General features: G+C 64.0%; 22 protein-coding genes. 16 read left to right on the plus strand and 6 right to left on the minus strand.

What is annotated here, in order from left to right; genetic code table 11:
• The first annotated feature begins 25 nt into the window (after positions 1 to 25).
• The 3 genes from WBN73_RS08340 to WBN73_RS08350 all read left to right on the plus strand — a co-directional run bounded on the left by WBN73_RS08340 (position 26) and on the right by WBN73_RS08350 (position 2,331).
• Complete coding sequence (locus WBN73_RS08340) at positions 26 to 880, plus strand: LysR substrate-binding domain-containing protein (RefSeq protein ID WP_026543322.1); 855 nt, start codon at positions 26 to 28, stop codon at positions 878 to 880.
• A 39-nt stretch (positions 881 to 919) separates the two neighbouring features.
• Positions 920 to 1,486 (plus strand): GNAT family N-acetyltransferase, encoded by a 567-nt coding sequence (locus WBN73_RS08345; protein ID WP_337339834.1) that lies wholly within the window; start codon positions 920 to 922, stop codon positions 1,484 to 1,486.
• A 71-nt stretch (positions 1,487 to 1,557) separates the two neighbouring features.
• Complete coding sequence (locus WBN73_RS08350; protein ID WP_337339833.1) at positions 1,558 to 2,331, plus strand: sugar phosphate isomerase/epimerase family protein; 774 nt, start codon at positions 1,558 to 1,560, stop codon at positions 2,329 to 2,331.
• A gap of 19 nt (positions 2,332 to 2,350) precedes the next feature.
• Here WBN73_RS08350 and WBN73_RS08355 read toward each other — a convergent pair whose 3' ends face one another.
• Both WBN73_RS08355 and WBN73_RS08360 read right to left on the minus strand, forming a co-directional pair.
• The gene (locus WBN73_RS08355; protein WP_337339832.1) at positions 2,351 to 3,127 is read right to left on the minus strand and encodes an alpha/beta hydrolase; all 777 of its coding nucleotides are present in this window, start codon (positions 3,125 to 3,127) and stop codon (positions 2,351 to 2,353) included.
• Positions 3,124 to 4,161: a LacI family DNA-binding transcriptional regulator gene (locus WBN73_RS08360; RefSeq protein ID WP_207595192.1), complete on the minus strand. Its 1,038-nt coding sequence runs from the start codon at positions 4,159 to 4,161 to the stop codon at positions 3,124 to 3,126. Before WBN73_RS08360 ends, WBN73_RS08355 begins: the two co-directional genes overlap by 4 nt.
• Before the next feature lie 194 nt (positions 4,162 to 4,355).
• Between WBN73_RS08360 and WBN73_RS08365 the strand changes: the two genes are divergently transcribed.
• The 4 genes from WBN73_RS08365 (at position 4,356) to WBN73_RS08380 (ending at position 8,009) form a co-directional block, all read left to right on the plus strand.
• Positions 4,356 to 5,525 carry a Gfo/Idh/MocA family protein gene (locus tag WBN73_RS08365; RefSeq protein ID WP_207595193.1) on the plus strand — a complete coding sequence of 390 codons (1,170 nt, stop codon included), beginning with the start codon at positions 4,356 to 4,358 and terminating at the stop codon, positions 5,523 to 5,525.
• Entirely contained in the window at positions 5,525 to 6,739 is a 1,215-nt protein-coding gene (locus WBN73_RS08370; RefSeq protein WP_207595194.1) for a dihydrodipicolinate synthase family protein, read from the plus strand. Before WBN73_RS08365 ends, WBN73_RS08370 begins: the two co-directional genes overlap by 1 nt.
• Positions 6,736 to 7,575, plus strand: coding sequence for a sugar phosphate isomerase/epimerase family protein (locus WBN73_RS08375; protein ID WP_337339831.1), 840 nt, complete (start codon positions 6,736 to 6,738; stop codon positions 7,573 to 7,575). The genes WBN73_RS08370 and WBN73_RS08375 overlap by 4 nt, the downstream gene beginning before the upstream one ends.
• A gap of 260 nt (positions 7,576 to 7,835) precedes the next feature.
• On the plus strand, positions 7,836 to 8,009 hold the full coding sequence (locus WBN73_RS08380) for a hypothetical protein (protein ID WP_207595196.1): 174 nt from the start codon (positions 7,836 to 7,838) through the stop codon (positions 8,007 to 8,009).
• 9 nt (positions 8,010 to 8,018) lie between these two features.
• Here WBN73_RS08380 and WBN73_RS08385 read toward each other — a convergent pair whose 3' ends face one another.
• From WBN73_RS08385 to WBN73_RS08395, 3 genes are all read right to left on the minus strand, one after another.
• Positions 8,019 to 8,228, minus strand: a complete 210-nt coding sequence (locus tag WBN73_RS08385) for a hypothetical protein (RefSeq protein ID WP_089596442.1) — start codon at positions 8,226 to 8,228, stop codon at positions 8,019 to 8,021.
• Positions 8,229 to 8,246: 18 nt separating this feature from the next.
• Entirely contained in the window at positions 8,247 to 9,323 is a 1,077-nt protein-coding gene (locus WBN73_RS08390) for a YihY/virulence factor BrkB family protein (protein WP_207595197.1), read from the minus strand.
• Positions 9,324 to 9,440: 117 nt separating this feature from the next.
• On the minus strand, positions 9,441 to 10,646 hold the full coding sequence (locus tag WBN73_RS08395) for an ROK family transcriptional regulator (RefSeq protein ID WP_337339830.1): 1,206 nt from the start codon (positions 10,644 to 10,646) through the stop codon (positions 9,441 to 9,443).
• 142 nt (positions 10,647 to 10,788) lie between these two features.
• On the opposite strand from WBN73_RS08395, the gene xylA reads away from it, so the two are divergent.
• From xylA to WBN73_RS08430, 7 genes are all read left to right on the plus strand, one after another.
• A complete protein-coding gene (gene xylA, locus WBN73_RS08400; protein WP_337339829.1) occupies positions 10,789 to 11,976 on the plus strand; it encodes a xylose isomerase in 1,188 nt (395 codons plus the stop codon).
• A gap of 85 nt (positions 11,977 to 12,061) precedes the next feature.
• Positions 12,062 to 13,492: a xylulokinase gene (xylB, locus tag WBN73_RS08405; RefSeq protein ID WP_337339828.1), complete on the plus strand. Its 1,431-nt coding sequence runs from the start codon at positions 12,062 to 12,064 to the stop codon at positions 13,490 to 13,492.
• Between the two features lie 69 nt (positions 13,493 to 13,561).
• Positions 13,562 to 14,545, plus strand: coding sequence for a LacI family DNA-binding transcriptional regulator (locus tag WBN73_RS08410; protein ID WP_207597662.1), 984 nt, complete (start codon positions 13,562 to 13,564; stop codon positions 14,543 to 14,545).
• Between the two features lie 141 nt (positions 14,546 to 14,686).
• On the plus strand, positions 14,687 to 16,423 hold the full coding sequence (araB, locus tag WBN73_RS08415) for a ribulokinase (RefSeq protein ID WP_337339827.1): 1,737 nt from the start codon (positions 14,687 to 14,689) through the stop codon (positions 16,421 to 16,423).
• The gene (locus tag WBN73_RS08420; RefSeq protein ID WP_207595201.1) at positions 16,420 to 17,127 is read left to right on the plus strand and encodes an L-ribulose-5-phosphate 4-epimerase; all 708 of its coding nucleotides are present in this window, start codon (positions 16,420 to 16,422) and stop codon (positions 17,125 to 17,127) included. The genes araB and WBN73_RS08420 overlap by 4 nt, the downstream gene beginning before the upstream one ends.
• Before the next feature lie 54 nt (positions 17,128 to 17,181).
• Entirely contained in the window at positions 17,182 to 18,717 is a 1,536-nt protein-coding gene (gene araA / locus WBN73_RS08425; RefSeq protein ID WP_337339826.1) for an L-arabinose isomerase, read from the plus strand.
• The gene (locus WBN73_RS08430; protein WP_337339825.1) at positions 18,714 to 19,610 is read left to right on the plus strand and encodes an aldose 1-epimerase family protein; all 897 of its coding nucleotides are present in this window, start codon (positions 18,714 to 18,716) and stop codon (positions 19,608 to 19,610) included. The genes araA and WBN73_RS08430 overlap by 4 nt, the downstream gene beginning before the upstream one ends.
• A gap of 61 nt (positions 19,611 to 19,671) precedes the next feature.
• On the opposite strand, the gene WBN73_RS08435 is transcribed toward WBN73_RS08430, so the two are convergent.
• A complete protein-coding gene (locus WBN73_RS08435) occupies positions 19,672 to 20,688 on the minus strand; it encodes a LacI family DNA-binding transcriptional regulator (RefSeq protein ID WP_337339824.1) in 1,017 nt (338 codons plus the stop codon).
• Between the two features lie 126 nt (positions 20,689 to 20,814).
• On the opposite strand from WBN73_RS08435, the gene WBN73_RS08440 reads away from it, so the two are divergent.
• Together WBN73_RS08440 and rhaI are read left to right on the plus strand one after the other, a co-directional pair.
• Positions 20,815 to 21,216 (plus strand): L-rhamnose mutarotase, encoded by a 402-nt coding sequence (locus WBN73_RS08440; RefSeq protein ID WP_207595205.1) that lies wholly within the window; start codon positions 20,815 to 20,817, stop codon positions 21,214 to 21,216.
• Positions 21,213 to 22,379: an L-rhamnose isomerase gene (gene rhaI / locus WBN73_RS08445; RefSeq protein ID WP_207595206.1), complete on the plus strand. Its 1,167-nt coding sequence runs from the start codon at positions 21,213 to 21,215 to the stop codon at positions 22,377 to 22,379. The genes WBN73_RS08440 and rhaI overlap by 4 nt, the downstream gene beginning before the upstream one ends.
• The last annotated feature ends 4 nt before the right edge of the window (positions 22,380 to 22,383 follow it).

Below are 22,383 nucleotides of genomic sequence, written 5' to 3' on the forward strand. Positions count from 1 at the left end.
GTTGACCTGCGCTTAGAGGAGTTCCGTGTTCGAACCTGTCCAGCTCCGTTCCTTTTTGGCCGTCGCGGAAACGCTGAGTTTCACCAAGGCAGCCGAGCGGCTGGGCCTCGCACAGCCCACGGTCAGCCAGCATGTCCGCAAGCTCGAGGCCGCCGCCAAGCGCGTACTCGTGGCCCGGGATACCCGTGAAGTCAGGCTTACTGACAACGGTGATGCCATGGCTGGCTTTGCCCGCAACATCCTTGCTGCCCACGATTCCGCGGCCCGCTACTTTTCCGGCTCGGCCATGCGGGGACGCCTCCGCTTCGGGACAGCCGACGACCTCGCCATCACCGGCCTCCCCCGGATTCTCCGGGAGTTCCGGCAGCTCTACCCACAGATCAACCTCGAGCTCACTGTCAGCCAAAGCGATCAGCTGTACAAGCGGCTCAACGCCGGGCAACTGGACCTGGTGTTCGTGAAATGGGTGGCCGGGGCCAAGGAAGGCACGGTGGTCCGGCACGATAACTTCGCGTGGGTCGGCGTGGAGCAGACAGTGCTGGAACCGGGCGCCCCCGTGCCGCTGATTGCGTATCCGGCACCGAGTTTGAGCCGGAAGCTTGCCATCGATGCCCTGGAAGCGGAAGGCCGGACATGGCGGATCACCTGCAGCACCAAACAGATCAGCGGGGTGCTCGCGGCCGTCCGGGCCGGGATTGGGGTCGCCGTAATGCCGGCATCGCTGGTGCCCGAGGACCTGAAGGTCATCACCCAGCGATTCGGCCTGCCGCCGGTGGGCGACGTGGACTTCACCTTGATCCGGAATCCACTCGCCAACGCCGAGGTCATCGACGCCCTGACACAGGCCATCATGGGCCGGACGCTGAGTAAGTCGAACTAGTGGACCGGGCCCCGGAAGCAGCCGTAGTACGCTCACCCCATGACTCACGCCAAGCTCGTCCAGCCGTCCGCAAAGTTCCATGAGTCCTGGCTGGAAAGCTACGACGAGTGGGGCACCCTTAACCAGGATGGCTCAGCGGCTTTTGTGGCTGCGAGATACGACCTGGATCTCCGCGACAGCAGCCACTTCGCGGAGTGGGTTCACCTTCTGCACGAGTTGCCCAAGAAGGGCTTCCAACCCCCTGAAGGCTTGGCCAACCAGAGCACCATCTGGGTTGTCGATGACAACGCATACCTGGGGGCAGCCAGCCTCAGGCACTCGTTGGCCAATGACTATCTCACTGAGGTAGGAGGCAACATTGGCTACGGCATCCGGCCCAGCGCGCGGGGGCGGGGGCTCGCCAAGCTTGCATTGAAAGGCGCCCTCCATGAGGGTCGCTCCCTCGGCATGGATCGCGTGCTGGTGACGTGCAAGCAGCCGAACGTGGCGTCCGCCCGCACCATCGAGGCGTGCGGCGGCGTTCTTGAAAGCGTCCCGCCTCCGGAGAGTTTCGCTGCGGACCTCGGAGTCACCGAAGCGATCCGGCGTTATTGGATCACACTCTAGCCCAGCGTTCATTCTGTTCAGCAGGCGATACACCCTTACTGGGTAAGCGCATTCCCGGTATCCTGTGTAGCATGATCGACCTCACCACTCTGGCTGACCTCACGCCTGGCATCTGTTCCGTGACTCTCCGCTCCCACGGGATTGACGAGGTGGTCCGCATTTCATCGAATGCGGGCCTGGCCGGCATCGAGTGGGGCACTGATGTGCACGTCAGCGATGCGGAGTCCGCGGCGCACGCAAAGGGAGCAACTGAAGCAGCGGGACTCATGGTTCTCTCGCTCGGCTCGTACTACCGCTGCGGCGCCTTCGGGGATTTCGATCGTGTCCTGGACCTCGCCACGGCGCTCGGCGCCCCACGGATCCGGGTCTGGGCCGGCGAACAGGGTTCGGCCGGCGCCGGCCAGGAACACTGGGACGCAGTGGTGAAGGACACTCAGCGGATTGCGGATCTCGCGGCCGCCCGGGGTGTCACCATCGCGTTTGAGTATCACGGCAACACCCTCACCGACTCCCCCGCCACCACCTTGGAGTTACTGAACCGGGTGAACCATGCCAACGTCGGCACTTACTGGCAGCCCGCCGTCGGACTCTCGGACCAGCAGGCGCTGGAGTCCCTCCACGAAGTCCTCCCCCACGTGGTGGGGGTGCACTGCTTCTCCTGGGGGCCGGTTGCCGAACGCTTCCCGCTGCGGAACCGGAAGTTGCTGTGGCAGACCGTCACTGACGTCCTGCGCGGAAACGGCAAGGACCTGGACATCATGCTGGAGTTCGTCGAGGACGACCTTCCGGACAACGTCATCAACGATGCCTCGTTCCTCCACACCATCACCTTGGGCGAGGACTGAGGCCAACTACGTAACGCGGTTACGCAGCCCAGCCCCACCGGCCGAGCCATGATGCGCAGAGCGCCGGCCACTGATCAGCCCCGGCCGTTCCCGAAGCCAGGCCAATACCGTGGACGCCGTGCGGGAAGAGGTGCAGTTCCACCGGGACACCGGCCCGGCTGAGCGCGCCGGCATAAGCAAGGCTGTGGCTGATGGTGACGGATTGGTCGTCGGCCGTATGCCAGAGGAAAGCGGGCGGCGTTCTCGGCGTGACGTGAAGATCCGTTGAGAGCTCCCGCAGGACCCCAGGGGCGGCACCCGCTCCAGCGAGGTTGTCCACAGACCCCTGATGGACCGAATTCACGAACGAAATGACCGGATAGCAGAGAATGCTGAGGTCCGGCACAGCCTCCACGGTATCCAGCGAAGGATCCCCGGTGGCTACCTCCACGGACAACGTGGACGCGAGATGTCCGCCGGCTGAAAATCCCAGGACGCCAACCCTCGACGCATCCACTTTCAGTCCGTGATCGCCGTTGCGGATCCACAGCATCGCCTGCTTGGCATCCACCAACGGGGCTGGGTGCTGATCCGGCGCCACCCGATACCGCAGCACGAATGCGTGGATTCCCAACGAAGCCAGCCATTCACCCACTGGCTCGGCCTCGTGGTCTGCCTGCTTGGCGTATCCCCCGCCGGGAAGCACCAGGATGGCCGGCGCGGCTTGGGTGGAACGCGCGGCACCAGTGGAACGCGCGACGGCGGGAATCACCGTCAGCGCCCGGGGCGCCTGCGCTGGTGGCCCCGCCGTCGTCATACCTGTGATTCCACCGGAGTTTCGGTGCTGCGGCGGAGCTTGACCGCGCCACTGACGGGAGGAGTATCCGGATCTCCCGCAGCGAGCCGGCCAATATCTTCGAGCGGCAGGTGCACGGTGGACAGTGCGGGCCGGAAGTCGCGCAGGGTTTCGATGTCGTCGAAACCGGCGATGGTGGCGTCGCGGGGAATCCACACGCCCTCCGGCCGAAGGGCGGCGGTAACGCCGATGGCCATGACGTCATTGACGGCAAAGATGCAGAGGCGTTCCGCGGAGGACTTGATCCGTTCGGCAAGCGCCTGACCGGCTTCATACCCGCCGGCCCGGTTGAATCCAGTGCGGACCACCTCGGCGGCGGGCCTCCCAGCGTCCGCGAGCCCGCGCTGGAAACCGCGGACACGGTCGTCCGATGTGTAGAGACCCTCGGGTCCGGCAATGATCAGGAAAGCACCATCATGAGTGGCGGCCAATTCCGCAGCGAGGCCGGCAGCCAGTTCCTCGTTGGGGACTTTCACCACATGGTAGCCCTCGCTCGTGGACGCGCCCACCACCGGATGGCCGACAACTCCCACATGACCGCCATTGCGGCAATAACGGTCCAGCTCGGCGGCCAGCTCGGCATTTCCTTGCTTGTCCTCAGCCCGCACGGAACGCGAACCGGCAATGACAATCGAGTCGGCGCGGCGCGCAGCGAAGGCTGCGACGGCTTCCTTTTCATCCGAAGGAGCCCCGGAGGTGGTGGCCAGGAGCACCATGCGGTTCTGCTGGCGGGCAGCTTCCTGGACTCCGCGGGCGATCGCAGAGAAATAGGGATCGGCGATGTCATGGACAACCAGTCCGATCAGGCCCGAACTCGACTTGGCCAACGCCTGCGCCTGTGCGTTGGGCACGTAGCCGAGCTTGTCGGCGGCCTCGCGGACGCGTTCGGCAATGTCCTCGGCGGGCTTACGGGACGAGCCGTTGAGGACCCTGGATGCGGTGGCCAGGGAAACCCCGGCCAAACGGGCAACTTCACTCAGTGTGCTGGCGGCCACGGGGCCCTCCTTGTCTGCAAGCGTCGGGACTGGCGCTAGGGAAATTATGTCAGTCTTCCGCGAGTTATGGGAAAGCGCTTGCCAATCCGGCGAGTCATGGTGCATGATCGATGACAACGGGAATGCGCTTTCCCACACGAACTGCAAGCACCGGCTTCCGCACCGCGACCGGCACACAAGGCACTGGAGAAAACATGGGCTACGAAACAAAGACGATCCGCATCGCCATGAACGGCATCACCGGCCGTATGGGCTACCGCCAGCACCTGCTGCGGTCCATCCTCCCCATCCGCGACGCCGGCGGTTTCACCCTGGAAGACGGCACCAAGGTTCAGGTGGAGCCGATCCTCGTTGGCCGCAACGAAGCGAAGATCCGCGAACTCGCCGAACTCCACAAGGTCTCTGAATGGACCACCGACTTGGACGCCGTCATCGCCGATCCCACCGTTGACATCATCTTTGACGCTTCCATGACCAGCCTCCGCGCCGCCACCCTGAAAAAGGCCATGCGCGCCGGCAAGCACATCTTCACAGAGAAGCCGACGGCCGAGACCTTGGAAGAGGCCATCGAACTGGCACAGATCGGCAAGGACGCCGGCGTCACCGCGGGCGTGGTGCACGACAAGCTGTACCTCCCCGGCCTGGTGAAGCTCCGCCGTCTTGTGGACGAAGGCTTCTTCGGCCGCATCCTCTCCATCCGCGGCGAATTCGGCTACTGGGTCTTCGAAGGCGACGTCCAGGCTGCCCAGCGTCCGTCGTGGAACTACCGCAAGGAAGACGGCGGTGGAATGACCACGGACATGTTCTGCCACTGGAACTACGTCCTTGAAGGCATCATCGGCAAGGTCAAGAGCGTCAACGCCAAGACCGCCACGCACATCCCCGCACGCTGGGATGAGGCAGGCAAGGAATACAAGGCCACCGCAGACGACGCCTCCTACGGCATCTTCGAGCTCGAAACCCCGGGCGGCGACGACGTCATCGGCCAGATCAACTCCTCCTGGGCCGTCCGTGTCTACCGCGACGAACTGGTGGAGTTCCAGGTCGACGGCACGCACGGTTCCGCCGTCGCCGGTCTGAACAAGTGCGTTGCGCAGCAGCGCGCCCACACCCCCAAGCCCGTCTGGAACCCGGACCTGCCCGTCACCGAATCCTTCCGCAGCCAGTGGCAGGAAGTCCCCGCCAACGCTGAACTGGACAACGGCTTCAAGCTGCAGTGGGAAGAATTCCTGCGCGACGTCGTCGCAGGCCGTGAGCACCGCTTCGGCCTGCTCTCCGCAGCCCGGGGCGTGCAGCTTGCCGAACTCGGCCTCCAGTCCTCGGCAGAGCGCCGCACCATCGACATCCCGGAGATCACCCTCTAATGACGTCACTGATTCTTCCCACCGACGACGGCGGCACCCGCGAGTACCGCCTTCAGCCCGCCACCTCCTGGGTCAAGCCGACCGCTCCGTTGACGGCCCGCCGCGCCTACGCCGCAGCACACGTCATCCCCGAGGTTGCAGCCGACAACACCCCCGGCGCCCCCGCGCAGCTCGACTGGGACGCCACCCTGGCGTACCGGCACGAACTGTGGTCCTACGGCCTGGGCGTTGCCGACGCCATGGACACCGCGCAGCGCGGAATGGGCCTTGACTGGGCAGCCACCCAGCAGCTCATCAAGCGCACGGGCGCGGAAGCCGCCTCCGTGGTGGCCGCGGGCAACGCCGCCATTACGGGCAAGTCGGTCCGCGACCTTGTTTCCTGCGGCGCCGGCACCGACCAGCTGGACATCGCTGCACTCCCTGCGGGGGCTGCAGGTATCCAGGCTGTCATCGACGCCTACCGCGAGCAGATCGCCGTCGTCAGTGAAGCCGGACCCAAGGTCATCCTCATGGCCTCCCGGGCGCTGGCCAAGGTTGCCAACGGGGCCGACGACTACCTGCACGTCTACTCGACGCTCCTTCAGGAAGTTGACCAGCCGGTCATCCTGCACTGGCTGGGCACCATGTTCGACCCCGCACTGGCAGGATACTGGGGTTCCGACGACGTCTCTGTCGCCACCGAAACTTTCCTCAGCCTCATCCGCGAGCACTCGGACAAGGTTGACGGCGTCAAGGTCTCGCTGCTGGATGCTTCCCATGAGGTCGCCCTCCGCGCCGACCTTCCGGAAGGCGTCCGCCTCTACACCGGTGACGACTTCAACTACCCGGAACTGATCGACGGCGACGAGACGCACCACTCGGACGCCCTGTTGGGCATCTTCGCTGCCATCTACCCGGCCGCTTCGGCCGCGTTGCAGAAGTACGACGCCGGCCAAGGTGCTGAAGGGCGCGCCATCCTGGACTCCACCCGTGAGCTGGGAAAGCACATCTTCAGCGCACCCACGTTCTATTACAAGACCGGCATTGCCTTCATGTCCTGGCTCAACGGTAAGCAGCCCGGTTTCCAGATGGTGGGCGGCCTGCACTCGGGCCGCTCGGTCCTGCACCTGGCCAAGACCTTTGAACTGGCAGATCAGGCCGGCTTGCTGAAGGACCCATCGCTGGCCGCGTTCCGGATGTCTGACTTCCTGCGGATCAACGGGGTGGGTGCATGAGCGACTTTTCCCGGCTGTCACTGAACAGCGCCACCACCAAGAAGTGGACCTTGGCCGAGGCCGTGGATGGTTGTGCCCGAGCCGGCATCCCCGCGATCGGACCGTGGCGTGACCGCGTGGCCGAGGCCGGACTGGACAAGGCAGCCAAGCTCATCAAGGACGCGGGTCTCCGGGTTTCCTCGCTCTGCCGCGGTGGATTCCTGACCGCAGCCGACGCTGAGGGACAGGCTGCTGCCCTGGCCGACAACTTCGAGGCTGTCCGTGAAGCCGTTGCGCTGGACACCCAGGAACTTTTCCTGGTGGTCGGCGGGCTCGCTCCCGGCGAGAAGGACGTGGTGGCTGCCCGCCAGCGCGTCGCCGACCGACTCGAGGAACTTGTGCCCTTCGCTTCCGAGAACGGCGTCCGCCTGGTGCTGGAACCACTGCACCCGATGTACGCCGCTGACCGCGCACTCATCTCCACCCTCGGCCAGGCACTCGATCTTGCCGCGCCGTACCACGCAAAGGCTGTTGGCGTCGCCGTCGACACTTTCCACGTGTGGTGGGACCCCGAGCTGAAGGCGCAGATTGACCGCGCCGGGCGCGAAAACCGCATCGCCTCCTACCAGGTGTGCGACTTCAACCTGCCGATCGCCGCTGACGCGCTGCTGTCCCGCGGCATGATGGGCGACGGCGTCATCGACTTCGCCACCATCGGCACCTGGGTCAGGAACGCCGGGTACACGGGCGATATCGAGGTTGAAATCTTCAACCAGGAGATCTGGGACGCCGACGGCGACACCGTCCTGGAGACCATGAAGCAGCGCTACGCGGAGCTCGTTCTCCCGTTCGCGTAACACCGTGGTCCTCCCGCGGATGCCCTAAGCTCCGCGGGAGGATCACTCCAAAACCAGCGGGTTCCTGCCACGGTCACGGCAGGGGCCCGCTTTTTGCTGCTACCGCGCCCTCCGTTTTGTGTCGGCTGTGAGTCGCGGAAGGAGCCGGTGAGATAGAAGGTACACAGCTGAAACATTGCGTCGATGGGAGGAAACAATGGGCACCTACGCTGGTTTTACCTTAACAAAGGCGTTCACCAAGCCACTGAAAGGACACCACCATGATGCTCTTGAAGACCCTTAACTTTTTCCTCGATGCCAGCGGCACCCACAGCGGCCCCACCGGCGATTCCAGCCCCGAGCACTACCCCGTTTTCGCCACCGAGCGCCTGACCTCCAGCGCCTGGGAAGGCTGGTGGGACGACGCCGACCAAGGCTTCCCTGCGGAAGCCTGAGCTGTCAGGTCAGGAAGCCCGCGCAGCGAGCTGAACCTTGGCCCCCGGCAGGCCGATGAAGGTGACCGAACCGCCGTCGGGCCCTTGCAGTTCAAGGCTGATGTTCCGCGATCCTTCGAGGGGTTGCACGGAGCCCACCCGGAAAACCTCACCGCTGATCCGGACGCTGTCCCCATGCCGGATGGCTTTGAGCTTCTTGTTCCTGCCGTCAGCGTTCACCGTTGATTCTCCAATGCGCTATTTCTTCTGCGGTTCGTCGCCGTGGGTTTCACGGATTTCTTCGCCATCCCGGATGACCTGGTCTTCCTTCTCCTGCATCTTGTCGCTCTTCTTGGTATCGCGCGGCGGCAACTGGATGCTTTCTTCAGCTTCAATGCCTCCCTGCAACTGGCGTCCGCGTTCCATCTCGGCATCGAACTCCGCACCGAACAACAGGGACATGTTCAGGATCCAGAGCCACAGCAGCATGATGATGACGCCGGCCAAGGCGCCGTAGGTCTTGTTGTAGTTGCTGAAGTTGGCAACGTAGAAGCCGAAGCCCAGCGACGCAAGGGCGAAGATCACCAAGGCGATCAGGGAGCCCATGCTCATCCACCGGAACTTGGGCTGCTTGACGTTGGGAGTGAAGTAGTACAGCACCGCAATAATGACGATGACTACCAGAATGAGGACCGGCCATTTGGCGATGTTCCAGACGGTCAGGAAGGTCTCCGACAAACCGATGGCTCCGCCTATGGCTTCTGCAACGGGGCCGCTCAAGACCAGCATGGCCGCTGCGAGTGCCGCACCAACTACCGCAACGATGGTAACGGCGAGCATGGTGCCCCGCAGCTTGATGAAGCCGCGGCCCTCGTCCACTTCATAGACCCGGTTCATGGCCCGGCTGAACGCCGTGGTGTAGCCCGAGGCGGACCAGAGCGCCACCAAAATACCGAAAACCAACGCGAGCCCGGCCGTGTTGGACTGCGTCAGTTCCTCGATCGGCTGGCGCATGGCGTCAACGCCGGGCCCCGGCGCGAACTGTTGGACTATATCCAGCAATGACGACGTCGTCTTGCCGGCATCTCCGAAGATGCCGATCAGGGAAACCAGCGCCAAAAGGGCTGGAAACAGGGAAAGGACTGCGTAATACGTCAGGCCCGCAGCAGCGTCCGGACACTGGTCTTTGCTGAACTCGCGGAGCGTCCGCTTGGCGATGTACATCCACGTGGGTTTGGCCAGGTCATTGGGACTGTCAGGCTTGCGCGAGTCTTCCGGGGAAGGTGCGGTGTGAGCCTTGGCTGTGCTGGTGTGAGCTGAGTCTTGTGTAGTCATGGGGCACTCGTCCGTGGGGTTGGGTTTTCGCGAACAACTGACCCATCAATAGTAAGCATGCTGATGAATCATGCGGAAGAACCCACGCCGAATTACCGCCGGCAAACCCGGACATGACTACGCCAGCTTGCTCGCCAAAAGGAACTCGAACGGCGACTCAATCACAGACCGGATCACTTGGCCGGCAGCGCCCAGGAGCGTGCCGGAATGTTCAAGGCCGGACACGGTCAGGTTTTTCGGGTCCAGCAGCCCAGGCGCGTAGCGATCCAAACTGGCCAGCAACGCCGGCCTCAGCCACTCCCCCAGCAACGCAAAGTGCCCACCGAGGACTATGGCGTCAATATCCATCAAACGGGCTGAGGAGGCGAGCGCGACCCCCAAGTACCGCCCGGCGTCGTGAACTGCCTTCAGTGCGTTCGGATCCTGGGCGGCCAAAGCGGCGAGAAGCTGTTCCGTGCGTTCGGCCAGGGAGCCTTCGGGAATGGTGGCCGCCTCGAAGATGGCCTCCTGGCCGGCGAACGTTTCAAGGCATCCCGCCCCACCGCAGGAACACGCAGGCCCCTCCGGGTGGACCACAATGTGGCCCAGTTCGCCCGCCGATCCTCCGGGCCCCAGGTACAGGTCCGAGCCGATGATGACACCGCCACCAACACCCACTTCACCGGAGACATAGAGGAAGTCGGCAGGGCCGTTGCCGTACCACAGCTCGCCAAGAGCGGCGCTGTTGGCCTCATTGGACAGCCGGACGCCAAGCGGCGCGCCCTTGAGCAACGAGCCCGGGTCCAAGTGCTCGTTCTCCCAATGCAGATTCGGGGCAGAAAGGACGATGTTTCGCCGCTCATCCACCAGGCCAGGGACGGCCAGTCCGCCACCCAGGATGGCGACCTTTTCGGCCGCCGCTGTGTCAACTGCTTCGGACACCAGAACCCGCAGGCGTTCCATGACTTCCCGGGGTGCCATCCCGCGGTTCCGTGACTCAACGGTGGAGTGGAAGCGGAGATTGCCACGCAGGTCCACCAACCCCACGGCCAGGTAGTCAACGTTGATTTCCATCCCCACCACGCCACGGCGTGAGCTGAGTTCCAGCCCTTGGCCGGGCCTTCCCCGCTCGCCATCGCGGTAGAGGCCCACTTCAGATACAAGTCCCGATTCCACCAGATCCGCCACCAGGCTGGAGACCGCCGCCTTGGTGAGCCCCGTCCCGGCCGCGAGCTGCGCGCGGCTGGGCTTCGCATCGCCGGTCCGCGCAATGGAGTCCAGGACCAGCGAAAGATTTCGACGGCGGACATCGCCGACGCGGCCGGGCGCTGCTGACTCGTTCACTGGCGTGGGACTCCCTGCGGATCTGAAAAATTGTTGCTGGCTTCCATTGACCATGATCCATCATCCCCCATATAGTTCAGATTGAAAACTAATTGGAGCGCCTTTCTTCGTCTCCTCCCCCAGTGCTTTGCAAAGGAGCAAAATGACCCCGCAGCCCACCCCGCGAGACCGCTTCACCTTTGGCCTCTGGACTGTCGGTTGGACCGGTGCCGACCCCTTCGGTGTTGCCACGCGCCCAGCCCTGGACCCGGTGGAAGCAGTGCACAAGCTCAGCGAACTTGGTGCATATGGCATCACTTTCCACGACAATGACCTGATTCCTTTTGATGCCAGCGCATCCGAGCGCGACCTCATCCTCAAGAACTTCAAGGCCGCTTTGGCTGAGACCGGCTTGAAGACGCCGATGGTCACCACCAACCTGTTCAGCCACCCCGTCTTCAAGGATGGCGGCTTCACCTCGAACGATCGTTCGATCCGCCGCTTCGCCCTAAGCAAGATCCTGCGCAACATCGACCTCGCCGCCGAGCTTGGCGCCGAAACGTTCGTGATGTGGGGCGGCCGCGAAGGCAGCGAATATGACGGCTCCAAGGACCTGTCGGCAGCACTGGACCGCATGAAGGAAGGCGTGGACACCGCCGCCGGCTACATCAAGGAAAAGGGCTACGACCTCCGGATTGCGCTGGAACCGAAGCCGAACGAACCCCGCGGCGACATCTTCCTCCCCACCGTTGGACACGGCCTGGCATTTATTGCCCAACTGGAACACGGCGACATTGTGGGCCTCAACCCCGAGACCGGCCATGAGCAGATGGCCGGGCTGAACTTCACCCACGGCATCGCCCAGGCCCTGTGGGCAGGCAAACTCTTCCACATCGACCTGAACGGCCAGCGCGGCATTAAGTACGACCAAGATCTGGTTTTCGGCCACGGCGACCTCACCAGCGCTTTCTTCACGGTGGACCTGCTGGAGAACGGCTTCCCCAACGGCGGACCCACGTACGACGGCCCCCGCCACTTCGACTACAAGCCTTCCCGCACTGACGGTTACGACGGCGTGTGGGAATCAGCCAAGTCCAACATGTCCATGTACCTCCTGCTGAAGGAACGCGCCCTCGCTTTCCGTGCAGATCCGGAAGTCCAGGAAGCCCTCGCCACCTCTGGTGTCTTCGAGTTGGGCCAGCCCACCTTGAACGCCGGAGAAACCACCGCTGACCTGCTGGCTGACGCCAGTGCTTTCGAAACGTTCGACGCCGATCACGCCGCCGAGCGCTCGTTCGCCTTCGTCCGCCTCAACCAGCTGGCCATCGAGCACTTGCTCGGCGCGCGCTAAATCACCCCCACCCACCACAGTCCCGTCGCCGGGCCGCCAAACTTCGGTTTGGGGCCCGGCGCCGGGTCGCCGAAGGAACAAACGCATGCCTCTCGTAGCCGGGATCGACAGCTCCACCCAGTCGTGCAAAGTGGTGATCCGGGACTCTGCCACCGGCGCCTTGGTTCGCCAAGGCCGGGCGCCCCATCCAGAGGGCACGGAAGTCCACCCCGATCATTGGTGGACAGCCCTCCAGGAAGCCATCAGGGAGGCAGGCGGACTGGACGACGTGGACGCCGTTTCCGTGGGCGGCCAGCAGCACGGGATGGTGTGCCTGGACGATTCCGGAAACGTTGTACGTCCAGCTCTCCTATGGAACGACACCCGGTCCGCGCCTGAGGCAAAAGAGATGATTCTTGAAGCCGGTCATGGCGATGCCACTGCCGGTGCAGAATACTGGGCATCCAGCACCGGAACCGTGCCGGTGGCATCGTTGACGGCCACCAAGCTCCGCTGGCTGGCCCGGAACGAACCAGAGAACGCCCGGCGTACTGCCGCGGTGTGCCTGCCGCACGATTGGCTGTCCTGGCGGCTGGCCGGCCACGGTCCCGGAGACGGACCCGCATCGCTGGAACTCCTGCGCACCGACCGGTCCGACGCTTCAGGTACGGGCTACTTCTCGGCCAGCAACGGGGAGTATCTTCCCGACGTACTCGAAAGCACGCTCGGACATGTCCCCATCTTGCCGGTAGTGGTCGGACCTTTGGACGTTGCGGGCAAGACGCCTGGCGGCGCTTTGATCGGACCCGGAGCCGGTGACAACGCCGCAGCAGGCCTGGGCGTCAGCGCCGCCGTCGGGGACGTTGTTATCTCCATTGGAACTTCCGGGACCGTGTTCGCGGTGTCGGACGTTCCGGCGCAGGACGTCAGTGGACTGGTTGCCGGTTTCGCCGACGCCACGGGCAACTTCCTTCCCCTCGCCTGCACGCTCAACGCAACACGGGTCTTTGATGCCACAGCTGCTCTCCTGGGGGTGTCTCTCGCGGAACTGGGAACCCTGGCCCTCTCCGCTCCCGAGGGCGCCGATGGGCTTACTTTGGTGCCGTACTTCGAAGGTGAACGGACACCCAACCTGCCTGATGCAACGGGCTCACTCCACGGCATCACGGTCTCCAACTACACGCCGGCCAATCTGGCCCGGGCCGCCGTGGAGGGTGTGCTGTGTTCACTAGCGGACGGGTTGGCTGCGCTGCAGGCGCAGGGCGTCTCCGCTCAGCGCATCATCCTGGTGGGTGGAGGCGCCCAGTCAGAGGCCGTCCAACAGGTGGCTGCTTCGGCCTTTGGACTGCCGGTATTCGTACCCCGGCCCGGCGAGTATGTCGCCGACGGCGCTGCCCGCCAAGCGGCAGGCGTCCTCACGGGCCAGCTCCCTGAATGGCCATTGGATGGCGTGGACGTGAAACCCCGGGAAATCGGCGGGACGGCCCCCTTCCTGACCAGGTATCGCCAGTACGCTGCCACTGCGGCCATGAGGTAATCGTGGCTGTCGGTGCTCTATCGTGACAGGGTGAGCTCAGATCAATCTGCACCAGCCCGTCCGCCTGTCATGGAGGACGTTGCCCGCGTGGCGGGGGTTTCCCACCAGACCGTTTCCCGGGTGCTGAACAACCACCCCAACGTGAGTGCCAAGACCCGCGAGCGCGTTGAGCAAGCCATCACGGAGCTGGGTTATCGCCGAAACACGGCGGCACGCAGCCTGGTGACCCGACGTTCCCAAACCATTGGAGTCCTCGGCAGCGAGATGGCCCAATACGGTCCATCCCACACGCTCCTCGGCGTCCAGCAGGCGGCACGGGATGCGGGCTATTTCGTCAGTGTCGCAGCCCTGCGCGAAGTGACGCCCGAGACCATCAAGGACGCCGTCGCCCACTTCATGGATCAGGGCGTTGACGGCATTGTGGTGACCGTGCCCCACCCCGGCACCTTCGATGTCCTGAGGGACATCACCGTTCCAGTGCCCTTGGTGGCCGTAGGCTCAGTCGGCGACGAACACTTGAGCGGCGCCACCGTCGACCAGCGGCAGGGCGCCAAGCTCGCCGTCGAGCACCTCCTTGAGCTAGGCCACCAGAGGATCGGCCATCTTTCCGGGCCGGCCGACTGGATTGACGCCGCTGCCCGTATCGACGGCTGGCACGAGGCACTGAATGAGGCCGGACGTGAACCGGGATCCTTGATCGAAGGCGACTGGAGCGCTGAGTGCGGTTACCGCGAAGGCCTGAAAATCGCCGCCGACCGTTCCCTGACGGCACTGTTCGTGGCCAACGACCAAATGGCCCTCGGTGTCCTGCGGGCATTCAACGAGACCGGCGTGCAGGTACCCGGCGACATCAGCGTTGTGGGCTTCGATGACCAACCCGAGTCCGCCTACTTCATCCCGCCGCTGACAACAGTGGCTCAGGACTTTGAGGAACTGGGCCAGAGGTGCATCGGCCTGCTGCTGGACCGCTTGGAGAACGGCGACACCGTTTCAGCCGCCACCGTGACACCGCGTCTGGTCATCCGCGCCACCACGGCGCCGCTCGCCGGCTAACGAACGAGTCCCGCTACTGAACCCAACCACGGGACAGCTCTTGACATCAAAGTTGTGAGCGCTAACAATTGCATCAGACCTTCTTCACTTTTCCACCCCGACCCCCGGCAATGAGGCCCTGGCCAGCCGGATGGAGACCCCATGAATACCTCTGAATTCCTCCCGCTGGACGAGCAGTTCGTCATTGGCGTGGACTATGGCACTTTGTCCGGGCGCGCCGTCGTCGTCCGTGTATCGGACGGGGCAGAACTTGGCAGCGGCGTGTTCGAATATCCGCACGCCGTCGTGACGGAAACCCTCCCCGGCAGCAGCCAACGACTCCCCGCCGACTGGGCGCTCCAGGTCCCCAACGACTACCGCGACGTCCTGCGCAATGCTGTCCCGGCCGCCGTCGCCGACGCCGGAATCAACCCGGCCAAGGTGGTGGGCATCGCCACCGACTTCACCGCCTGCACCATGGTTCCGACGACGGCGGACGGCACGCCGCTGAACGAACTGGACCGCTTCGCTGACCGGCCGCACGCTTTCGTGAAACTGTGGCGCCATCACGCAGCCCAGCCGCAGGCTGACCGCATCAACAAGCTCGCCGAAGAACGCGGCGAGTCCTGGCTTCCCCGCTACGGCGGCCTGATCTCCTCGGAGTGGGAGTTTGCCAAGGGTCTGCAGCTCCTTGAAGAGGATCCCGAGGTCTACGGCGCCATGGACCACTGGGTTGAGGCAGCGGACTGGATCGTCTGGCAGCTCTGCGGCAGCTACGTCCGCAACGCCTGCACCGCCGGCTACAAGGGCATCTACCAGGATGGAAAGTACCCGTCCGAAGACTTCCTGGCAGCGTTGAACCCCGGGTTCAAGGGGTTCGTGTCCGAAAAGCTGGAACACACCATCGGCCGTTTGGGCGACGCTGCAGGTTATCTGACCGAGGAAGCGGCTGGCTGGACCGGGCTTCCGGCCGGGATCGCAGTGGCCGTGGGAAATGTTGACGCCCACGTCAGCGCCCCGGCCGCGAACGCCGTGGAACCAGGACAGCTCGTAGCCATCATGGGAACGTCCACGTGCCACGTCATGAACGGCGACGTGTTGCGCGAAGTCCCCGGCATGTGCGGAGTCGTGGATGGCGGCATCGTGGACGGCCTCTGGGGTTACGAAGCAGGCCAGTCCGGAGTTGGCGACATCTTCGGTTGGTTCACCAAGAACGGCGTCCCGCCGGAGTACCACCAGGCCGCCACAGACAAGGGGCTGGGTATCCACGAGTACCTGACCGAACTCGCGGAGAAGCAGGCGATCGGCGAGCACGGCCTGATCGCGTTGGACTGGCATTCGGGCAACCGCTCAGTGCTGGTGGACCACGAGCTCTCCGGCGTGGTGGTGGGCCAGACCTTGGCTACCAAGCCTGAGGACACCTACAGGGCGTTGCTGGAAGCCACCGCTTTTGGCACCCGCACCATCGTGGACGCGTTCCGCGATTCGGGTGTTCCGGTCAAGGAATTCATCGTGGCCGGAGGGCTTTTGAAGAACACATTCCTGATGCAGGTCTACGCCGACATCACTGGCCTGCAGCTCTCCACCATCGGTTCCGAGCAAGGTCCCGCGCTGGGCTCGGCGATCCACGCAGCTGTCGCAGCCGGGAAATACAAAGACATCCGCGAAGCTGCAGCCTCCATGGCAGCAGCTCCCGGCGCGGTCTACACACCCATCCCTGAAAACGTGGCGGCCTACGAGGTCCTCTTCCAGGAATACAAAACCCTGCACGACTACTTCGGCCGCGGCACCAACAACGTCATGCACCGCCTCAAAGCCATCCAACGCGCCGCGATCCAGGGCTCCTCACACAATGGCCCAGCGGCCCAGGCCAGCACTTTGGAAGGAGCCTCCGCATGAGCACCCTCCTGGAATCCATTGCGCGAGTTCGCAGGGAGGTCTGCGAGCTGCATGCAGAACTGACCCGCTACGAACTGGTGGTCTGGACGGCCGGCAATGTCTCGGGCCGGATCCCCGGGCACGACCTCATGGTCATCAAGCCATCGGGCGTTTCCTACGATGACCTCACGCCAGAGCTTATGGTGGTCACGGACCTCCATGGCACCCCGGTCCGGGGCATGAACACCGGAAGTGCCGGAACCGTGGACTGGGGCAACCCGGACCTCTCGCCGTCCTCCGACACCGCTGCCCACGCCTACGTCTACAGGCACATGCCAGAGGTAGGCGGCGTTGTCCACACACACTCCACCTACGCCACGGCCTGGGCTGCGCGCGGCGAAGAAATCCCCTGCGTACTGACCATGATGGGCGACGAATTCGGCGGATCCATTCCCGTGGGGCCGTTCGCGTTGATCGGAGACGACTCCATCGGCCAAGGCATCGTGGAAACCCTCAAGAACTCCAACTCCCCCGCGGTCCTGATGCAGAACCATGGGCCGTTCACCATCGGCAAGACCGCCCGCGAGGCCGTTAAGGCAGCGGTGATGTGTGAGGAAGTGGCCCGGACAGTCCATATCTCCCGCCAACTCGGTGAGCCACTGCCCATCGACCAGGCCAAGATCGAGTCCCTCTACGACCGATACCAGAACGTTTACGGCCGCTGACGCGGTCAACCAGAAGCCACCTCGAAAACCCAAGAGCATCCAGGAGCCACCACAATGCCCAGCGCCAACACCACATCCGCCAACACCACGTCCCTGGGTCAGTACGAGGTCTGGTTCCTCACCGGCAGCCAGCACCTCTACGGCGAGGATGTCCTCAAGCAGGTGGCAGCGCAGTCGCAGGAGATTGCCAACGCCCTGAACGCCAGCAGCGACGTCCCCATCAAGCTCGTCTGGAAGCCGGTCCTCACCGATTCCGATTCCATACGACGCACCGCCCTGGAAGCCAACTCAAACGACTCCGTGATCGGTGTGACCGCCTGGATGCATACGTTCAGCCCGGCCAAGATGTGGATCCAAGGCCTGGACGCGCTCCGCAAGCCGTTGCTGCACCTGCACACGCAGGCCAACAGGGACCTTCCCTGGGCTGACATCGATTTCGACTTCATGAACCTGAACCAGGCAGCCCATGGCGACCGGGAATTCGGATACATCCAGTCACGCCTCGGCGTGCCGCGGAAGACCGTCGTCGGGCATGTTTCCAATCCTGAGGTTGCCCGCCAAGTGGGGGCCTGGCAGCGCGCTTCGGCCGGCTGGGCCGCCGTCCGAACACTGAAGCTGACCCGTTTTGGCGACAACATGCGCAACGTCGCGGTCACCGAGGGCGACAAGACCGAAGCCGAGCTGCGCTTCGGCGTCTCCGTGAACACCTGGTCCGTGAACGAGCTCGCCGAGGCTGTCCACGCTGCCGCAGAGTCCGACGTCGACGCCTTGGTTGCCGAGTACGAGCGCCTTTATGAGGTGGCTGACGAGCTGAAGACCGGCGGCGACCGCCACGAGTCGCTGCGGTACAGCGCCAAGATCGAACTGGGCCTCCGCAGCTTCCTGGAAGCCAACGGTTCTGCAGCGTTCACCACGTCCTTCGAAGACCTGGGCGAACTGCGCCAACTCCCCGGCATGGCCGTCCAGCGCCTCATGGCCGACGGTTACGGCTTCGGCGCCGAGGGCGACTGGAAGACCGCCATCCTGGTACGCGCCGCCAAGGTCATGGGTGGCGACCTGCCCGGAGGCGCGTCGCTCATGGAGGACTACACATACCATCTGGAACCGGGCAGCGAGAAGATCCTGGGCGCCCACATGCTGGAGGTCTGCCCTTCGCTGACCGCCTCAAAGCCGCGCGTTGAGATCCACCCGCTGGGAATCGGCGGCAAGGAAGACCCCGTCCGCATGGTGTTCGACACCGACGCCGGTCCCGGCATCGTGGTTGCGCTCTCCGACATGCGTGATCGGTTCCGCCTGGTGGCCAACGTGGTGGACGTTGTCGACCTCGACCAGCCGCTGCCCAACCTGCCGGTGGCCCGTGCGCTGTGGAAGCCGAAACCCAACTTCTCCACCTCGGCCGCCGCGTGGCTCACCGCCGGAGCGGCGCACCACACGGTATTGTCCACCCAGGTGGGCCTGGACGTGTTCGAGGACTTCGCCGAAATTGCCAAGACCGAACTCCTCACCATCGACGAAAGCACCACCATTAAACAGTTCAAGAAAGAGCTCAATTGGAACGCCGCATACTACAAGCTGGCTGGCGGCCTGTGAGCACTGAATTCACGCTGAGCGCGGGCGGTTACACGGCAGTTGTCACCGCCCGCGCGGCCGCGCTGCGCATCCTGCAGTTTGAAGGCCGGGACCTCGTGGTCCCGTTTCCTGAGGGCGGCCCCATCCCGGATTACCGCGGCATCATAGCCGCGCCGTGGCCCAACAGGATTGCTGACGGCAAGTACAGCTTCGACGGCGTCGAGCATCACTTGCCGGTCAACGAACCTGAGCGGGAAACAGCGCTGCACGGCCTCGCCTTCCCGCTCGACTGGACGTTGAAAGAGTCCGACGCCGGTTCGCTCACCTTGACGTGCACGGTGGGGCCAACGGCGGGCTACCCCTTCGTGCTGGAACTTGAGGCGCGGTACACGCTGGACGACGCCGGGCTTCACACCTCGGTCACAGCCCGCAACGCCGCCGACGTCGCCGCTCCCTACGGCGTGTGCCCGCACCCTTACTTGGTGGCAGGTTCCTCACCGCTGGATGAGTGGCTTCTCGAGTTTTCAGCCGACTCTTTCCTGGATGTCACCCCGGACAGGCTCCTGCCCATTGGCGTCCTGCCAGTTGACGGCCACGCTTTCGACTTCCGTTCAGCGCGCGCCATCGGCAGCACCCAAATCGACCACGCCTTCACCGGAATAACGTTCGACGGCGGGCTGGCGCGGCTTTCCGTGCGGGACCCGGCGGGCACCGGCGTCGGACTGTCGTGGGACGAAAGCTGTCCGTGGCTGCAGATCCACACGGCTGACAAGCCGGAACCGATCCCGGGCCGGATCGGCCTTGCCGTGGAACCCATGACCTGTCCTCCGGATGCCTTCAACAGCGGCACGGACCTGATCCGACTGGAACCTGGCGCGTCCCACAAGGCGTCCTGGAGCATGTACGCCCTGTAGCTACCCCAACTAAGTCGCAGTCAGGCGCTTTTTGAGCGGTCAGAATGCGCTTAAATGCGACTCAGTTGGGTGAACCGGCCGTGCTTTGGCGAACCACCAATTCCGGAGTGAACACCACTGCCCGGTGCTTGGTCCCGCCGTTGTCCTGCTCCTCGGCGAGCAACTCGATCGCCGTCCGGCCCAGCGCCTCGGTGGGCTGCCGGATGGAAGACAGCGGCACCACTGCGGAGATGGCGAAGTCGATGTCGTCGTAACCAATGAGCGCGATGTCCTCGGGAATTTTCACCGTGCGCAACATGGTCAGCGACTGCATGACGCCGAGCGCCAGAAGGTCGTTGGAGCAGAAAACCGCCTCAGGCCGAAGCTCCGGGGCGCGTTCCACCAGGGCGTTACCCACCTGTCGGCCTGCAAGGACGGTCTGCCCGGCGGAGTCCAGCACCTCAACGCTGGCCCCCGGCACCTCGGCCACGGCACGCTGTGCGCCCTTGAGCCGGCTCGCCACCTGGCGGATGGAGGGCGTGCCAACAAAAGCCAGACGACGACGGCCCAGCTCCAACAGGTGCTTGGCGGCCAGATACCCGCCTTCCTGGTCATCCACGGACACTGAGCTGCAACGATCGGTGTCTGCAAGTTCGTCCACCAACACAGTGGGGACGCCGCGTTCGCGCAGGGTGTCGATGCGCTCCCGCACATCACCCACGGGGGAGATGAGCAGGCCCTGGACGCGCTGCTCCTGGAAAAGGTCCATGTAATGCGCTTCGCGGGAGGAGTCCTGCCCGCTGTCACCCACCAGCACCACACTCCCAAGCGCCGTAGCTGCATCTTCCGCGGCACGGGCCACCGAGGAGAAGAAGGGGTTTCCCACGTCCAGCACAATCAGGCCGATGGTCCTGCTCTGCCCGGCGCGGAGCTGGCGGGCGGCGTCATTGCGCACAAAGCCCAGTTCCGCGATGGACTTGAGGACACGTTCCTTGGTTCGTTGCGACACACGATCCGGATAGTTGAGCACATTGGAAACAGTTCCCACTGCTACCTGGGCGTGGGTTGCAACGTCTTTGATGCTGGCTGTCTGGGACATGCTTTCCGATCTCCGTTGGCTGACGTCAATGTGCTGGAAACGCCTTGACACCCTCCCGTTTCCGAGGGTAATTTGAATCGTAACAAATGAAACGATTCAAAGACGAGTGACCCTGGAGAACCGCACATGAGGGTTTGTTTCCGCTCTTCAGTCCAGCCGGAACTGATGACCGAGTACAAGCAGCGCCACGCCGCCGTATGGCCGGAGATGCTGTCCGCACTGAAAGAAGCAGGGTGGAACAACTACTCGCTGTTCCTCGCTCCGGACGGCCAACTCATCGGCTATTTGGAATGCGAAGACTACGAGGCAGCCCAGGCCCGCATGGCGCTCACCAAGGTCAACGCCCGCTGGCAGGCGGAAATGGCAACCCTCTTCGCGAACAGCGACGTCCCGCCGGACCAGGGTTTTGAAATCGTCGAAGAAGTTTTCAACCTCGAAGACCAGCTTGCGGCCGTGGGCATCGTCACAGATACGCCCGGTGCCACACACATAGACAAAGACCCAGCCAAGCAAAAGGAACAAGCATGAACACCACAGAATCGGCCCTGGGCCGTCTGGGAGAACTGGCCATTGAAGTGCCGTCCTGGGCCTACGGAAATTCCGGGACCCGGTTCAAGGTCTTCGGCACCCCGGGTACTCCACGCACCGTCCAGGAAAAGATCGCCGACGCCGCCAAGGTCCACGAGCTCACCGGGCTGGCCCCCACTGTGGCCCTGCACATTCCGTGGGACAAAGTGGATGACTACGCAGCACTGCGTGAGTACGCTGCGGGGCTGGGCGTTGGACTGGGCACCATCAACTCCAACACTTTCCAGGATGACGAGTACAAGTTCGGCTCCCTGACCTCCTCCAACGAGTCCGTCCGTCGCCGCGCCATCGATCACCACCTGGAATGCATTGAGATTATGCACGCCACCGGTTCCCAGGATCTGAAGATCTGGCTGGCCGACGGCACCAACTACCCGGGCCAGGACGATATCCGTGGCCGTCAGGACCGACTGGCGGAGTCACTCCAGGAGATCTACGCAGGCCTCGGCGACGAGCAGCGCCTGGTTCTTGAGTACAAGTTCTTCGAGCCCGCTTTCTACCACACCGATGTTCCGGACTGGGGTACCTCGTACGCGCAGACCCTCGCCCTGGGTGAGAAGGCGTTCGTTTGCCTGGATACCGGCCACCACGCCCCGGGCACCAATATCGAGTTCATCGTGATGCAGCTCCTGCGGCTGGGCAAGCTGGGTTCGTTCGACTTCAACTCCCGCTTCTACGCCGACGATGACCTGATTGTTGGCGCCGCCGATCCGTTCCAGCTGTTCCGCATCATGCACGAGGTCATCCGTGGCGGCGGTTTCGGCAAGGATTCCGGTGTCGCCCTGATGCTGGACCAGTGCCACAACCTTGAAGAGAAGATCCCGGGCCAGATCCGCTCGGTGCTCAACGTCCAGGAAATGACGGCCCGCGCGTTGCTCGTAGATACCGCAGCGCTCTCCGAAGCCCAGCGTGCCGGCGATGTCCTGGCCGCCAACGGCATCTTCAACGATGCCTTCTACACGGATGTCCGCCCGGCCTTGGCCGAGTGGCGCGAGTCCCGCGGCCTGCCCGCCGACCCGATGGCCGCCTACAAGGCCAGCGGATACCAGAAGAAGATCAACGAGGACCGCGCAGGCGGCCAGCAAGCCGGATGGGGCGCATAAGCAT

This window comes from Paenarthrobacter sp. CCNWLY172, from assembly GCF_037402035.1.
Classification (GTDB): Bacteria; Actinomycetota; Actinomycetes; order Actinomycetales; family Micrococcaceae; genus Arthrobacter.

Bases quoted from the DNA above. Each gene is read 5' to 3' on its own strand.
- WBN73_RS08345 (WP_337339834.1), top strand. From the start codon at position 920: ATGACTCACGCCAAGCTCGTCCAGCCGTCCGCAAAGTTCCATGAGTCC.
- WBN73_RS08350 (WP_337339833.1), top strand. From the start codon at position 1,558: ATGATCGACCTCACCACTCTGGCTGACCTCACGCCTGGCATCTGTTCC.
- WBN73_RS08355 (WP_337339832.1), bottom strand. From the start codon at position 3,127: ATGACGACGGCGGGGCCACCAGCGCAGGCGCCCCGGGCGCTGACGGTG.
- WBN73_RS08365 (WP_207595193.1), top strand. From the start codon at position 4,356: ATGGGCTACGAAACAAAGACGATCCGCATCGCCATGAACGGCATCACC.
- WBN73_RS08370 (WP_207595194.1), top strand. From the start codon at position 5,525: ATGACGTCACTGATTCTTCCCACCGACGACGGCGGCACCCGCGAGTAC.
- WBN73_RS08375 (WP_337339831.1), top strand. From the start codon at position 6,736: ATGAGCGACTTTTCCCGGCTGTCACTGAACAGCGCCACCACCAAGAAG.
- WBN73_RS08380 (WP_207595196.1), top strand. From the start codon at position 7,836: ATGATGCTCTTGAAGACCCTTAACTTTTTCCTCGATGCCAGCGGCACC.
- WBN73_RS08390 (WP_207595197.1), bottom strand. From the start codon at position 9,323: ATGACTACACAAGACTCAGCTCACACCAGCACAGCCAAGGCTCACACC.
- xylA (WP_337339829.1), top strand. From the start codon at position 10,789: ATGACCCCGCAGCCCACCCCGCGAGACCGCTTCACCTTTGGCCTCTGG.
- xylB (WP_337339828.1), top strand. From the start codon at position 12,062: ATGCCTCTCGTAGCCGGGATCGACAGCTCCACCCAGTCGTGCAAAGTG.
- WBN73_RS08410 (WP_207597662.1), top strand. From the start codon at position 13,562: ATGGAGGACGTTGCCCGCGTGGCGGGGGTTTCCCACCAGACCGTTTCC.
- araB (WP_337339827.1), top strand. From the start codon at position 14,687: ATGAATACCTCTGAATTCCTCCCGCTGGACGAGCAGTTCGTCATTGGC.
- WBN73_RS08420 (WP_207595201.1), top strand. From the start codon at position 16,420: ATGAGCACCCTCCTGGAATCCATTGCGCGAGTTCGCAGGGAGGTCTGC.
- araA (WP_337339826.1), top strand. From the start codon at position 17,182: ATGCCCAGCGCCAACACCACATCCGCCAACACCACGTCCCTGGGTCAG.
- WBN73_RS08435 (WP_337339824.1), bottom strand. From the start codon at position 20,688: ATGTCCCAGACAGCCAGCATCAAAGACGTTGCAACCCACGCCCAGGTA.
- WBN73_RS08440 (WP_207595205.1), top strand. From the start codon at position 20,815: ATGAGGGTTTGTTTCCGCTCTTCAGTCCAGCCGGAACTGATGACCGAG.
- rhaI (WP_207595206.1), top strand. From the start codon at position 21,213: ATGAACACCACAGAATCGGCCCTGGGCCGTCTGGGAGAACTGGCCATT.